This is a genomic window from Roseivirga seohaensis (assembly GCF_001592945.1).
Lineage (GTDB): Bacteria > Bacteroidota > Bacteroidia > Cytophagales > Cyclobacteriaceae > Roseivirga > Roseivirga seohaensis.
Map to the genome: position 1 here is coordinate 104,596 of NZ_LRPB01000034.1, position 13,663 is coordinate 118,258.

General features: G+C 39.2%; 11 protein-coding genes and 1 riboswitch. Of the genes, 6 read left to right on the forward strand and 5 right to left on the reverse strand.

What is annotated here, in order from left to right; genetic code table 11:
* The first annotated feature begins 7 nt into the window (after nucleotides 1-7).
* Nucleotides 8-2,518 carry a replication restart helicase PriA gene (gene priA, locus AWW67_RS10575; RefSeq protein WP_062301678.1) on the forward strand — a complete coding sequence of 837 codons (2,511 nt, stop codon included), beginning with the start codon at nucleotides 8-10 and terminating at the stop codon, nucleotides 2,516-2,518.
* A 16-nt stretch (nucleotides 2,519-2,534) separates the two neighbouring features.
* Here the strand turns inward: priA and AWW67_RS10580 are convergent, their stop codons facing one another.
* Nucleotides 2,535-3,932, reverse strand: a complete 1,398-nt coding sequence (locus tag AWW67_RS10580; RefSeq protein WP_062301680.1) for a cation:proton antiporter domain-containing protein — start codon at nucleotides 3,930-3,932, stop codon at nucleotides 2,535-2,537.
* A 206-nt stretch (nucleotides 3,933-4,138) separates the two neighbouring features.
* Here AWW67_RS10580 and AWW67_RS10585 point away from each other — a divergent pair, with 206 nt between their 5' ends.
* The 3 genes from AWW67_RS10585 to AWW67_RS10595 all read left to right on the forward strand — a co-directional run bounded on the left by AWW67_RS10585 (nucleotide 4,139) and on the right by AWW67_RS10595 (nucleotide 6,727).
* Nucleotides 4,139-4,513 carry a hypothetical protein gene (locus AWW67_RS10585; protein ID WP_062301681.1) on the forward strand — a complete coding sequence of 125 codons (375 nt, stop codon included), beginning with the start codon at nucleotides 4,139-4,141 and terminating at the stop codon, nucleotides 4,511-4,513.
* Nucleotides 4,514-4,622: 109 nt separating this feature from the next.
* Nucleotides 4,623-5,111, forward strand: coding sequence for a hypothetical protein (locus AWW67_RS10590; RefSeq protein ID WP_062301683.1), 489 nt, complete (start codon nucleotides 4,623-4,625; stop codon nucleotides 5,109-5,111).
* A gap of 146 nt (nucleotides 5,112-5,257) precedes the next feature.
* Complete coding sequence (locus AWW67_RS10595; RefSeq protein WP_062301684.1) at nucleotides 5,258-6,727, forward strand: potassium/proton antiporter; 1,470 nt, start codon at nucleotides 5,258-5,260, stop codon at nucleotides 6,725-6,727.
* A 5-nt stretch (nucleotides 6,728-6,732) separates the two neighbouring features.
* On the opposite strand, the gene metF is transcribed toward AWW67_RS10595, so the two are convergent.
* The 3 genes from metF to AWW67_RS10610 all read right to left on the reverse strand — a co-directional run bounded on the left by metF (nucleotide 6,733) and on the right by AWW67_RS10610 (nucleotide 11,565).
* Nucleotides 6,733-7,686, reverse strand: coding sequence for a methylenetetrahydrofolate reductase [NAD(P)H] (gene metF / locus AWW67_RS10600; RefSeq protein ID WP_053224171.1), 954 nt, complete (start codon nucleotides 7,684-7,686; stop codon nucleotides 6,733-6,735).
* A 39-nt stretch (nucleotides 7,687-7,725) separates the two neighbouring features.
* Nucleotides 7,726-10,461, reverse strand: a complete 2,736-nt coding sequence (gene metH, locus AWW67_RS10605) for a methionine synthase (RefSeq protein ID WP_062301685.1) — start codon at nucleotides 10,459-10,461, stop codon at nucleotides 7,726-7,728.
* Nucleotides 10,462-10,545: 84 nt separating this feature from the next.
* On the reverse strand, nucleotides 10,546-11,565 hold the full coding sequence (locus AWW67_RS10610) for a homocysteine S-methyltransferase family protein (protein WP_089082041.1): 1,020 nt from the start codon (nucleotides 11,563-11,565) through the stop codon (nucleotides 10,546-10,548).
* A gap of 47 nt (nucleotides 11,566-11,612) precedes the next feature.
* A riboswitch (SAM riboswitch) is annotated at nucleotides 11,613-11,717 on the reverse strand.
* 135 nt (nucleotides 11,718-11,852) lie between these two features.
* Between AWW67_RS10610 and AWW67_RS10615 the strand changes: the two genes are divergently transcribed.
* The gene (locus AWW67_RS10615; RefSeq protein WP_053224175.1) at nucleotides 11,853-12,761 is read left to right on the forward strand and encodes a Ppx/GppA phosphatase family protein; all 909 of its coding nucleotides are present in this window, start codon (nucleotides 11,853-11,855) and stop codon (nucleotides 12,759-12,761) included.
* Between the two features lie 102 nt (nucleotides 12,762-12,863).
* Nucleotides 12,864-13,289: a DUF4890 domain-containing protein gene (locus AWW67_RS10620; RefSeq protein ID WP_141655435.1), complete on the forward strand. Its 426-nt coding sequence runs from the start codon at nucleotides 12,864-12,866 to the stop codon at nucleotides 13,287-13,289.
* A gap of 70 nt (nucleotides 13,290-13,359) precedes the next feature.
* Here AWW67_RS10620 and AWW67_RS10625 read toward each other — a convergent pair whose 3' ends face one another.
* Nucleotides 13,360-13,635, reverse strand: coding sequence for an SWEET family sugar transporter (locus tag AWW67_RS10625; RefSeq protein WP_053224177.1), 276 nt, complete (start codon nucleotides 13,633-13,635; stop codon nucleotides 13,360-13,362).
* Nucleotides 13,636-13,663 lie beyond the last annotated feature (28 nt).

Sequence of the window (13,663 nt, forward strand, 5' to 3'; positions counted from 1 at the left end):
TAACGATTTGACGATAGAACAACTCAATATTGACGATGCAAATGAGCAGGTGCTGTTTGCCGATGTGGCTTTACCAGTACCCGTGCCCATGCTTTACACTTATAGCATTCCTGCGGAGTACCGTGGAAATATAAAGGAGCGGACGAGGGTTATTGTTCAGTTCGGGAAAAAGAGAATCGTTACAGGCATTGTAGAAAAGGTGCACGGGAATCGACCTGAAATTTATGCTGCCAAGCCCATTTTAGAAGTATTGGATACCGAGCCCATCATTACCCGCATGCAAATGGAGGTAATGAAATGGATGTCGGATTATTACATGTGCACCTTTGGTGAAGTAATTAATGCCGCTTTACCTTCTGGCCTTAAGCTAAGCAGTGAATCGCGCATTCAATTACACCCACACAACGATTGGAACGATAGTGAATACCCTTTCGATGATCGAGAATTGCTGATCTTGAAGGCACTAGAAAACAAAGACTCACTTACCTACAAAGAAGCGGCTGAAGTAATTGATCAAAAAAGCGCACTGAAGTTTATTAAATCCCTCATTCAGAAAGATGTCATCATTATTTATGAGGAAGTAAGGGAGAAGTATAAACCAAAAATTGTCAAGAAAATACGCCTGGCGGCAAGTTATGCTACAGATGAAAAAACGCTTCAATCACTTTTTGCTGAACTTGAGAAAAGGCCAAAGCAAAGCGATATTCTGCTCAAGTACCTTCAAATGGTGCCTGTCTATCACAAGCCGGAAAGAAATGAAGTTGGCATTCCTAAAAGTACTATTAACGAAGCTGGACTCTCAGTTTCCTCACTAAACACACTCATCAAGAACAAAATATTTGAGGAGTTCGAAGAAATTGTTTCTCGTTTTGAAGAGAACACGGAAGTTTTTGAAGCTTCTCCCCTTTCCGAGATTCAAGAAAAAGCCAAGCAGGAAATTCTCGATATTTTTGAAGAGAAATCAACTGCCTTACTCCATGGGATCACGGGTAGCGGAAAAACGGAAATTTACATTTCACTCATACAGGAGGCCTTGGACAATGGCTTGCAGGTACTTTATCTACTTCCAGAAATTGCATTAACCGCTCAAATTGTAAACCGACTAAAAGTGGTTTTTGGTGACAGAATGGGGGTTTACCATTCCAAATTCTCTGACAATGAGCGTGTAGAAGTTTGGATGGGTTTATTGGATGGCCGTTTCGATTTCATTGTAGGTGTAAGAAGTGCCATTTTCTTACCCTTTACCGGTTTAGGTTTAATCGTTGTAGACGAAGAGCATGAAAACTCTTACAAGCAGTATGAGCCCGCTCCTCGTTATCATGCCCGCGATGTTGCCCTTTTCCTCGCCCATAAACACGGAGGTAAAACCATTTTAGGTTCTGCAACGCCTTCCGTTGAGTCCTTCTACAATGCCAAAATAGGTAAATATGGATTGGTAACCATCAGTAACCGTTATGGAGATGCGCAATTACCTCAAATGGTTTTTGCAGATATTCGAACAGAAAAGAAACGTAAAACCGCCACAGGCAATTTCTCTTCTGTACTAATTCAAGCCCTAGGTGAAATACTGGAGAAGAAAGAGCAAGCCATTGTGTTTCAGAACCGCAGAGGCTATTCAAACTTTATTACCTGCGATGACTGCGGTTATACTCCCGAATGCCCAAGGTGTGCAGTAAGCCTTACCTATCACCAGTATAAAAACCAGCTCAACTGTCATTATTGCGGACATAAAGAGCCTGTTCCTGTAAGCTGCCCTGCTTGCGGCAGCCAGCGCATTAGAACGGTAGGTTTTGGAACCGAGAAGATTGAGGAAGATTTAAAACTGATTTTCCCAGATGCTAAAATCCAGCGCATGGATTTAGAAACCACTCGTGTGAAATACGCCTACCATAACATTATTAAAGATTTTGAGGATGGGAAAATAGACATTCTGGTAGGTACGCAAATGGTAAGCAAAGGCCTCGATTTTGATCGTGTAAGTTTAGTAAGTGTTTTCGACATTGACCGAATGATTCATTTTCCGGATTTCAGATCCATGGAACGCACCTACCAATTGACTACCCAGGTAAGCGGAAGAGCAGGTAGAAAAGACATTGCAGGTAAAGTAATTATTCAAACAGGAAACCCTGAGCAGCCCATTTTAAAGCTGATTTCGCAACAAAACTATAGCACATTCTTCGACCTAGAAATGAGAGAAAGAGAGAAGTTCAACTACCCTCCTTTTTCTAGAATGGTAAAAATACTGGTAAGAAGTAAGGATAAAGAACTCTCTAAAAAAGCCGCTGAATTTTTAGGGAATATTCTGATAGAAGAACTAGGTACATACCGTGTTTTAGGGCCACATGAACCCACGATTAATAAAATACGAGACAAGTACTTAATGGAAATTTACCTCAAAATTGAACGCAAATACAATATCAACTCAGTGAAAGAAAAGATAAAGGCCGCTTACTTAGAAGCCCTTCGTAAAAAGGACTTCACACAAGTAGAATTTATCACTGATGTTGACCCTTATTAAGAATCAAATCGCTTATTTACTCCCCTTCAAATTCTTCACTATTATCTAGTGATTGGTCTTTTGTTTCGGGTTTTTCTTCCACTTTAGGTTCAACTTTCGGCTCTACTTTTTTTGGAACAATGGATGAACTGGCTTGAGTTTTTATAGGCACAACTGGTCTTAAATCCGGTTCCATTCGCTCAATGAAATATGAAATTTTTCGAGCTCCTTTAATGCCTTCTGGCAATTTATCAGTGTTTTTACTAAAGCTTACCAAACCCCAAGTCATAATAATGCTGGTAGATAGAATGGTGATCAAAATAATGTCTCCATTAAACAATTCAGATTGAAGCTCAACTGGAATGGAGAAGAACAATAGTACTGTAATTAAGCCTCTTGGAGTAATCATCAATTCTGGTAGAATTGATTTCTTCCAAAAGAAAGCCTTGAGTACAATAAATCGAACCACAAAAAATGAAGCTACAATCATTAAGCTTATTCCCAATACCTCTAAATTGACTAGCGCTGAAAGGTTAATCGTGGTTCCGAACACCACAAAAAAGAATGTTCGCACTACAAATGCTGTTTCTCGGGTGACTAGGTGGAGCTCATCCAGAATTTTATCTATTACATCATGTTTGACCCACTTTTGTAGCTTACCAACAAAAAAGAGTTTGCTGTTATTAATTACCAAGCCAAATGTTAAGATGATTACCAAAGATGAAAGGTGCATTTGCTTGCCAATTGCATAAATCAAAATCAACATGGCAATCAATAAAAAGAGTTTTACTTCACCTTCGATCCTCTGAAACAACAACACCAAACCATAACTGAAAACAAATGAAATAACAATAGTAATTATGATATTACCTATAATCCCATAAACTACTTCTCCTGCTTGTTCCGTTTCGGCATTTCCTGTTAAAAAATAGAAAAACATGATTCCTAGAATATCAGAAAAGGTACTCTCATAAATCATAAACTCCTTTTTGTCTTTCATAAGCCCTGTAACGCTCGGAATAACAATAGCACTACTGACAACAGAAAGCGGAATGGCATATACTAAAGAAATAAGTGGGGTTTCTTGATAGAAGTGATTAATGATGACAGAAATAAGAAATGCACAGCCACCTAACGAAATTAAAGCCACAAGAAAGGATTTCCATATGGTAGGCCATTTTTCCTTTGTCAATTCAAGGTCTAGCGCTGCTTCTAAAACAATCATAATAAGACCAACCACCCCTAGTAGCTCTAGAGTGCTAAAAATCAGCTTGTCTTGATTGATTCCGTAGGCATCGAGCCCAAACTTTATTCCTATACCCAAAAGGATTAGAAGGATAACACTTGGAATATTTGTACGCTTAGAAAGTATATTAAATAGGTGCGAAAAAATGATCACACATGACAGCGCTATGATAAGGTTGTATACATTCATGACCTAATAATAGGGAAAAGTTAATTTCTGAGCCTAAAAATGAGCTTAATAATTGACTTCAACCTCATTTTTATATTTATGGTTGCAAATAATCCGTTCATCGGCAGCCCAAATATCAAATTCACTGCCTTTGAGTAATCTATAATTAAAAAAAATATTCACGTTTGCCGATTAAAAATAGCAGTTGATATTCTAATATTGCACGAATGAAAAGCCTGTTTAAATCCCTACTAATATCGCTCACCTTATTGGTGTACGGAATAAGTGTGGACAGTTTGCTACATCAGGCTTTACTTAAAAGCCAAATTGAGCACGCTCAAGCCAATCAGGTTACAGATGCATTTGCTCCCTCTTATTCAAGTTTGTTTCATTTACCAGTCTTTAATGAGTTGGTCACAGAAACATCAACTAGTTTTCAGGAGTCTGAGACAAACTATCTCCCACACTGGGCAGTCGTTAAAAAATCAGGTTCTGATAACACAAAACAAGCCGTTTGGCGCAAAGAATTAGAGCGGTCTAGGCAGATTGAACTCAGTCTTTCGGTGAAAGACATCATTTTCCCATTCCATACCTTCTCGTAAGTATTCCCCATTTATCTCTAAGCTAACACTCGTTGGCCATGTATTTTTTTTGGTTTCAGAATTCATTATAGGGTTCTGTGGCCACCAATATTATTTAATCTAAAAGAAAATGGAATTATCTACAACACTATTTGGTATAGCTGCCATGGCAGCATTTGTGCTCCCTATTGTTTATTTACAAGGAATGCAGAAGAAAAAGGAAAAGAAATTATACGCTGAATTTCTTCAGTTAACACAAGAGAAGGGCTTAAAACTCACCCACAGTGAGGTATGGAATTATGTGTATTGTTTGGGTTTAGATGTTCAAACAAAACAACTAATACATTTTAAAAAGAAAGGTGAAACGCCCGAAATACAATTGATAGACCTAAAGCCATTCAAGAAATGTACGGTGAATAAAGTAGGCAGAACAGTGAAAACAAACGATGGACCAGTTACAGTAATTGAGCGCTTACACTTGAGTTTAAGTCCTTCGAATGCTCAAAGTAAAGTTCAAAGCATAGAGTTTTACAATGCAGATGAAAGCAGCTCAGTAACCACCGAGTTGCCTTTGCTTGCTAAATGGGAAAAGCAAATTAACGAAGTGCTTCAAGCATAACTTAATGTTTTATCATTGGGGGTCTGGTAAATTTATACCTACCAGACCTTCATGTTTAAAAATGAATTTGATAGTAATAGCTGAAAAGAATGTCCAAAAGTTATCTTTGCAGCTTCGATACTATTATTTCCTTCAAACAAAATTAGTTGAGCTTAACTATAGAGAACATAATGCTAATTGGTTCGCTACTGCTCTTTGTGAGTATTATAGCGGGTAAAACCTCCTACCGTTTTGGAGTTCCCACTTTAGTATTATTCTTGGCGATTGGAATGTTAGCGGGCTCAGATGGCATTGGAGGCATTTATTTCGATAATCCTTCAGCGGCTCAATTTATCGGTGTGGTTTCGCTTAACTTCATCCTCTTTTCTGGCGGGCTCGACACCAATTGGCAGTCTATTAAACCGGTTTTATGGCAAGGCATCTCACTTTCTACCCTTGGAGTTTTACTCACAGCAGTAACTATGGGCACCTTCGTTTGGGCCATTACCGACTTTACTATTTATGAAGGTCTTCTGCTTGGTGCAATTATATCATCTACCGATGCGGCAGCTGTTTTTTCTATTTTAAGAGGAAAAAATTTAGCACTTAGAAATAACCTTAGGCCTACCCTAGAGCTAGAAAGTGGAAGTAATGACCCAATGGCTTATGTATTGACCATCGCTTTCTTAGCCCTAGTGATGAATCCAGATCAGAGTTTGCTCTCTATTATTCCATTGTTCCTGAAACAGATGATTATTGGCGGAGTGGCTGGGTTGCTTTTCGGAATGGCCAGCAAATATGTTATCAACAGAATCAAGCTTGGGTTTGAAGGATTATATCCTGTTTTGGTGATTTCACTTATGTTTATCACCTTTTCTGGTACCGATGCGTTAGGCGGAAATGGTTTCTTGGCCGTTTATTTATGTGCTGTTTACCTTGGCAACCAAGACTTAATCCATAAAAAAACCATTCTTAAAATGTTTGATGGTTTGGCATGGCTCATGCAAATTGTGCTTTTCCTTACCCTAGGCTTATTGGTTTATCCTTCAGAAATACTTCCAATTTTAGGCATTGGTTTACTCATTTCACTTTTTCAAATATTTGTAGCCCGGCCAATCAGTGTTTTTTTAAGCCTAACGCCTTTTAAAATGAAAATGAGAAGGCGGTTCTATATTTCATGGGTTGGGCTTAGAGGGGCAGTACCGATTGTTTTTGCTACCTACCCCTTAATTGCTGGAATCGAAAAAGCCAGTATGATCTTCAATATTGTGTTCTTTATTTCGCTGTCTTCGGTACTAATTCAAGGAACAACCCTGTCTGTAATAGCAAAATGGCTTAATGTGGCGTTGCCAGAAGATTCTAAACCAAAATCACCTTTAGATGAATTGCTTTCAGAAACTGCCAAGGCGATAATGGTTGAAATAAAAATGCCCGAAAACGGTGTAGCGGTAAACAAAAAAATTGTGGAACTCAACTTCCCTAAAACCGCGCTGATCGCAATGATAAATCGAGACAATAAATTCATTACACCCAATGGAGCTACTGAAATTCTTGCAGAAGACACGCTTGTAGTGCTTTCCGATACTCAAGAAGGCATTGGTCAGGTTTATGAATGTTTACAAATTGAACAACCGTAAAACTTCTAAAACAGCTTTTCAGCAATTTGCTTAATTACACTTGATTTGCTCATAGTGTAATAATGCAAGCATGGCACTTTTGCCTCCATCAATTCTTTCGACTGCTGAATACACCATTCAATACCCACTTCTCTCGCAGCTTTATTGTCTTTACATTTATCTAATTCATCAACCAAGTCATCTGGTAAATCCACATGGAAAATACTAGGTAGAATGGTGCTATGATTAAGCGTTGTTAATGGTTTCAGCCCTGGAATAATAGGCACATGGATATCCGCCTTTCGGCACTTTTCAACAAAGTCGAAGTACTTTTGATTATCGAAAAACATTTGGGTAACGATGTACTCTGCACCCATATCTACTTTTTGTTTTAGGTATTTCATGTCACTTTTTAGACTAGGAGCCTCAAAGTGTTTTTCTGGATAACCCGCCACTCCTATAGAAAAGTTGGTTTTGGCCATTTCCACTTCTTCGTGTAAATATTTACCCTGATTTAAATCCAAAACCTGTTGCATCAATTCTGTAGCATACGAATGCCCATCTGGATCTGGAACGAACCTTCCCTCCGATTTAATAGCATCTCCACGCAATACCAACACATTATCAATTCCCAAGAAATCAAGGTCGATCAGTGCATTCTCCGTTTCTTCCTTATTAAAACCACCACAAATAATATGAGGCACAGCATCTACTCCGTATTTATTCATAATGGCCGCACAAATCCCCACCGTTCCTGGCCGTTTACGGGTAGTTACTTTTTCGAGCAAACCGTTGTCGTGTTGCTTATAAATGTACTCTTCGCGATGATAGGTGACATCAATAAACGGAGGGTTAAATTCCATTAAAGGGTCAATCGCATCGAAAATACCATTTACGTTTTCGCCTTTTCTTGGGGGAAGAATTTCAAAGCTGAAGAGTGTTTTGCCTTTGGCTCTTTTTATATGTTGGGTTACTTTCATGTTTCAGTGATCAGTTATCAGAAAATCAGGGAATCAGATTTAAATATCGTATGCTAAATTAGGGCTTAACCACTTCTCAGTTTCTTCTAAAGTCATTCCTTTACGTTTGGCGTAATCTTGCACTTGGTCTTTTTCAATTTTGCCTAAACCGAAGTACTTAGCTTCTTCGTGCATAAAATAAAGGCCACTTACAGAAGAGGCTGGGTACATCGCCATCGACTCTGTGAGAGTAATTCCCGTTTCTTCTTGAGCATTGAGTAAATCAAAAAGAATTGGTTTTTCAGTGTGATCTGGGCAAGCTGGATAGCCCGGTGCTGGTCTAATTCCCTGATAGCTTTCTTTAATTAAGGATTCATTGTCCAAGGTTTCGTTTTTCGCATAAGCCCAAAGCTCTTTACGCACTTTGGCGTGCATGGCTTCTGCAAAAGCTTCTGCCAAGCGATCGGCAATGGCCTTAATCATGATAGAATTGTAATCGTCATGATCTTTCTCGTATTTTTCAATTAAAGGCTCAATACCCAAACCGCCCGTTACGGCAAAACCACCTACATAGTCAATTTTCCCTGAATCCTTTGGGGCGACAAAGTCGGCTAAAGACAAGTTAGGAATGCCAGTGCCTTTTTTGCCTTGCTGCCTCAAGCAATGAAACACAGTTTTCACTTCATTTCGAGTCTCATCTGTGTACACTTCAATGTCATCGCCAACACTGTTGGCGGGATAGAGTCCTACCACGCCATTGGCTTGAAGCAGGTTTTTCTGAATTACTTCATCGAGCATTTTATTGGCATCGTCAAAAAGCTTTTTGGCTTCCTTGCCAATCGTTTCGTTTTCGAAAATTCTAGGATATTTCCCTTTCAGCATCCAAGTCTGGAAAAATGGGGTCCAGTCGATGTACTCTCTAATAATATTCAGATCGAAGTTTTTGAATACTTTATTACCTATGAAGCTCGGCTTTACGTATTTTTTTTCTTCCCAATTTACTTTTAGTCTATTCCCCAAAGCTCTGCTATAAGGAATGTAATGCTTGATTTCTTTACGGTTTGCGTGATCTTCGCGAAGCTTTGCATATTCGCTTTTCACCTGTGTTTTGTAATCCGCCTTGCGATCTCCGCTTATCAATTCTCCAGCTACAGGCACACTTTTAGAAGCATCCAAAACATGTACAACTGGTCCGGAATAAACTGGGTCAATCTTTACTGCGGTATGAATTCGGGAAGTGGTTGCACCACCCACCATAAGCGGTAACTTCATCTTCCTTCTTTCCATTTCTTTGGCTACGTGCACCATTTCGTCAAGTGAAGGAGTAATCAAACCACTTAAACCAATTACATCCACATTTTCCTCAATGGCTTTATCAAGAATTTTATCGGCAGGCACCATTACCCCCATATCGATGATGTCGTAATTATTACAGGCCAAAACCACCCCAACAATGTTCTTCCCAATATCATGAACATCTCCCTTTACTGTGGCTAAAAGGATTTTTCGACCAGTTTCTCGTTCTTGAGCCTGCCCCCTCTCGGTCTCCCCCAAAGTGGGAGATGTTTCTTTGGCAATCCGCTTCTCCTCTTCCAAATAAGGCAAAAGATAAGCCACCGCCTTTTTCATTACGCGAGCACTCTTTACTACTTGTGGCAAAAACATTTTACCCGAGCCAAAAAGGTCACCCACTACATTCATTCCATCCATTAAAGGGCCTTCAATGACCTTCAATGGACTTATATATTTTTGTCGAGCTTCTTCTGTGTCTTCATCTATAAACTCGATAATTCCTTTTACTAAAGCGTGCTCAAGTCGCTTTTCTACCGACTCCTTCCGCCAAGCATCGTCTTTTACTTGTTTCTTTCCTTCGCCTTTTACCGTTTCGGCAAAATCCAGCAAACGCTCAGTAGAGTCTGGTCTTCGGTTTAGGAGCACATCCTCTACCCTTTCTAACAAGTCTTTTGGAATGTCGTCATAAATCTCAAGCATGGTCGGGTTAACAATTCCCATGTCCATTCCGTTTTGAATGGCATGATATAGAAAGGCCGAATGCATGGCTTCGCGAACAGGGTTATTCCCTCGGAATGAGAAAGATACGTTACTTACACCGCCACTCACATGAGCTCCTGGCAGATTAGTTCTGATCCATTTGGTAGCCCTGAAAAAATCGACCGCATTATTATTGTGTTCTTCAATACCTGTAGCCACAGGGAAAATATTGGGGTCGAAAATGATATCGTTTTTAGGGAATTTGACTACATCGACCAAAATATCATACGAGCGTTTACAGATTTCAATCCTTCTTTCGTAGGTATCGGCTTGACCTTCTTCATCAAAAGCCATAACGATTACTGCCGCACCATAACGTTTTACTTTCTTAGCATGAACAATAAATTGCTCTTCTCCTTCTTTTAAGGAAATTGAATTCACTACACATTTCCCCTGAACACATTTCAACCCTGCTTCAATGATTTCCCATTTTGAAGAGTCAATCATGATGGGAATTCTAGAAATATCGGGTTCTGAGGCAATCAGATTCAAAAACTTGACCATCGCCTCTTTTCCATCAAGCATTCCTTCGTCCATGTTGACATCGAGAATCTGAGCGCCTCCATCCACTTGGTCACGAGCTACCTCTAAGGCTTCATCAAACTTTTCTTCCAAAATTAATCGTGCAAAGCGCTTAGAACCCGTCACATTGGTTCGCTCTCCTACATTCACGAAATTAGATTCGGGGGTAACAATTAAAGGTTCGAGGCCTGAAAGCTCAAGTGTTGAATTATATTTATTCATATTGTTGTAAGTCAATAGTCGATGGTTTGCTAGATTATTTTTAGGGAGTTTCTTAAAGCTTGAGTCGATTTTATCATTTCACTATTAACTATCGACCATTGACTTTTCAGCTTCAATGCTACGCGGCTTATACTTGGCGGCCACTTCAGCAATGGCCCTAATATGATCTGGCGTGGTACCACAACAGCCCCCTACAATGTTCAAAAAATTACTAGAAAGGAAGTCTTCTATCTGCTCGGCCATTTCTTCTGGCGACTCATCATATTGACCGAATTCATTGGGTAAACCTGCATTAGGGTGAGCACTAGTAAAGAAATTAGCCTTTTCAGAGAGCGTTTCCAAATAAGGGCGAAGCTGTTTGGCTCCTAGAGCGCAGTTAAGTCCTATTGAGAGCAACGGCATATGTGATACAGAAATAAGGAAAGCTTGAGTAGTTTGCCCTGAAAGTGTTCTGCCACTGGCATCGGTAATCGTTCCTGAAACCATGATTGGCCATTCTTTGCCTTTTTCTTCAGAAACTTCTTCAATCGCAAAAAGCGCGGCCTTAGCATTCAGCGTATCGAACACCGTCTCGACTAATAGCAAATCTACACCACCGTCAGTAAGTGCAATCACCTGTTCTTTATAGGCTTGTACTAATTCATCGAAAGTAACGGCTCTAAAACCAGGATCATTTATATCAGGAGATAAAGAAGCGGTTCTGTTTGTAGGCCCAATGGAGCCTGCTACAAACCGAGGTTTATGGGGTTCTTGCGCGGTAATTTCATCAGCTACTTCTCTAGCAATTTTAGCCGACTCAAAGTTGATTTCATATACTGCACCTTCCAAATGATAGTCTGCTTGAGCGATTGTAGTACCACTGAAGGTATTTGTTTCTACAATATCGGCACCCGCTAAAAAATATTGGCGATGGATATCTTTAATGATTTCTGGCCGGGTGATAGAAAGCAGGTCATTGTTCCCTTTTAAAGAATGTGGATGATTTTTGAATCTATCTCCTTTAAAATCTTCTTCCTCTAAAGGGTGCCTTTGAATCATAGTGCCCATTGCACCATCTAAAACCAAGATTCGTTCTTTGAGAATTTCCTTAATATTTCTTGACATAATTTGCATTTAGAATGCTTATCAAGAAAGGCAGGGAGAGTTTTGCAGGCTCATCTTTTCCTCGAATAAATTCGAGGCTAGGAATTAGCACCAGCTTCTACAGGTTGCTAAGACGTCACAGGGCCTAGTCCCTCAGTCTTTCTTGATAAGTGATGCAAAGAAAGTAAATAAAGATTAAACCGAAGCTGCTTGATCTAAATATTTCAGAAAAATCTATCGTTCGATTTTTATAAAAATTGCTTGAATGCACCTTCTAACAAGAATATTCTCTAATTTAATGCCCATCTATGAGTAGTCTAAGATTAGCAGCAATTGATATTGGTTCTAACGCCATAAGATTTCAGGTCACTAATGTTTTGAGTTATGAAGGTCAGCATATCTTCAAGAGATTAGAGTATGTGAGGTTTCCTTTGAGATTGGGGCAAGATGTTTTTACCCTCAAAAAAATTGGACCAGAAAAGGAAGATAAATTCTTGAGGCTGATGCACGCTTTTAAACTTCTGATCGACTTATACGAAGTAGATGATTATTATGCTTGCGCTACCTCAGCCATGCGCGAAGCAGAAAATGGCTACAAGCTAGCCGAAAAAGTTAACCAACTTTTAGGGCTTAAAATTAAAATTATTAGCGGAGATGTAGAAGCAGAACTCATCAACAAAGTTGTTCTAAAAAAGCTTGATGACCAGAATTACTTACACATTGACGTTGGTGGTGGTAGCACTGAACTCAATTTAATTTCCAATGGAAAGAAAGTGGCTTCTCAATCTTTCAAGGTCGGGTCTGTAAGAAGTATTGAGCAGTTGGGTACTTCTGATATTCTTGAAAAAATTGACAGTTGGGTGAAAGCCAATGTAATTGGTAAGTATAAAACAATAACAGCTATTGGTACGGGCGGAAACATTAATAAAACTTACGAACTGGCTAATAAACGCAAAATAGACAGGGTTTTAACCTTAAAAGAAGTACTAGATGTACAATCTTATGTTGCAGGTTTTACTTTAGAAGAACGAATTCATAAACTGCAATTGAACCCCGATAGGGCCGATGTAATCATTCCTGCCTCACATATTTACATGCACGTAATGAAATCTGCAAAGTGCCGCAAAATTATGGTGCCCGATGTAGGTTTAAAGGATGGCATAATGCACATGCTTTACGAACGAAATATTAAAGACAGCGAAGTAGACTTTAAATAAAGCACCTACATTTTAGACCCAATTTCTACCCTTGATGTAAATGATTCTGTTAAGTTAAACCATTGTCGCCCAAGTATGTCCAAGGCTACAAACAAAATCAAAATGAGAAAAAGAACTCTATTAATTGTGGCGATATTCTTTGCTGTAGCAGCATCAGCATTCGCTCAACGGGGTGGCGGTGGCCAAGGGCAAGGCGGACAACGACCTGACCCTAAAGTTCAAGCTAAAACCACGGCAGATACTTGGCAAGAAAAATTTGGCTTGTCTGATGAACAACACACCAAAGTATATGAGCTACTTGTAGCTTCTGCAGAAAAACGTACCGCAAAAATGACTGAGCTACGAGGTAGTGGTACGATGGATCGTGAGGCTATGACAGCTGCAATGACTAAAATGCAAGAAGATCAAGATAAAGAGTTAAAAAAGATTTTCAGTGCTACTCAATGGACTGCATATGAAACTTGGAAGAAAGAGAATCCTCAAACTCAAGGAAGAAGAGGCGGAGGCGGTGGCCGAGGCGGACAATAATTGAATTTGTTTTTTCAGTGGTTATAAACCCGTTATCTAAATGGTAACGGGTTTTTTATTTATATAAGTTCTACTTAACTACTCTATTCTTTTTCTTAAAGGTAATTTTAAAGTAAATCAAAGTAAGGCTGAGTATAAATATTGCGGAATTGGCAATAATTACAGGAATAAGCCACAAAGCAAAACCATAAATAAGCCATACAATAGTGCTGCAAAAAACAATAACAAGCATTCCCATACTCAAATCTTCCGCACTTTTAATTTTCCATGTGCGAATAACCTGAGGTAAAAAAGTAAGGCTACTCAAGATTGCCCCAAGCAACCCCATTGATTCGTAAATATTCATTTCGTTCTATCTAGGCCGAAATCTATTA

Excerpts from the sequence above, each read along its gene's own strand:
- AWW67_RS10615 (WP_053224175.1), top strand. The coding sequence starts at position 11,853 with ATGAGTAGTCTAAGATTAGCAGCAATTGATATTGGTTCTAACGCCATA.
- metH (WP_062301685.1), bottom strand. The coding sequence starts at position 10,461 with ATGAATAAATATAATTCAACACTTGAGCTTTCAGGCCTCGAACCTTTA.
- metF (WP_053224171.1), bottom strand. The coding sequence starts at position 7,686 with ATGAAAGTAACCCAACATATAAAAAGAGCCAAAGGCAAAACACTCTTC.
- AWW67_RS10625 (WP_053224177.1), bottom strand. The coding sequence starts at position 13,635 with ATGAATATTTACGAATCAATGGGGTTGCTTGGGGCAATCTTGAGTAGC.
- AWW67_RS10585 (WP_062301681.1), top strand. The coding sequence starts at position 4,139 with ATGAAAAGCCTGTTTAAATCCCTACTAATATCGCTCACCTTATTGGTG.
- AWW67_RS10580 (WP_062301680.1), bottom strand. The coding sequence starts at position 3,932 with ATGAATGTATACAACCTTATCATAGCGCTGTCATGTGTGATCATTTTT.
- AWW67_RS10590 (WP_062301683.1), top strand. The coding sequence starts at position 4,623 with ATGGAATTATCTACAACACTATTTGGTATAGCTGCCATGGCAGCATTT.
- AWW67_RS10610 (WP_089082041.1), bottom strand. The coding sequence starts at position 11,565 with ATGTCAAGAAATATTAAGGAAATTCTCAAAGAACGAATCTTGGTTTTA.
- AWW67_RS10620 (WP_141655435.1), top strand. The coding sequence starts at position 12,864 with ATGAGAAAAAGAACTCTATTAATTGTGGCGATATTCTTTGCTGTAGCA.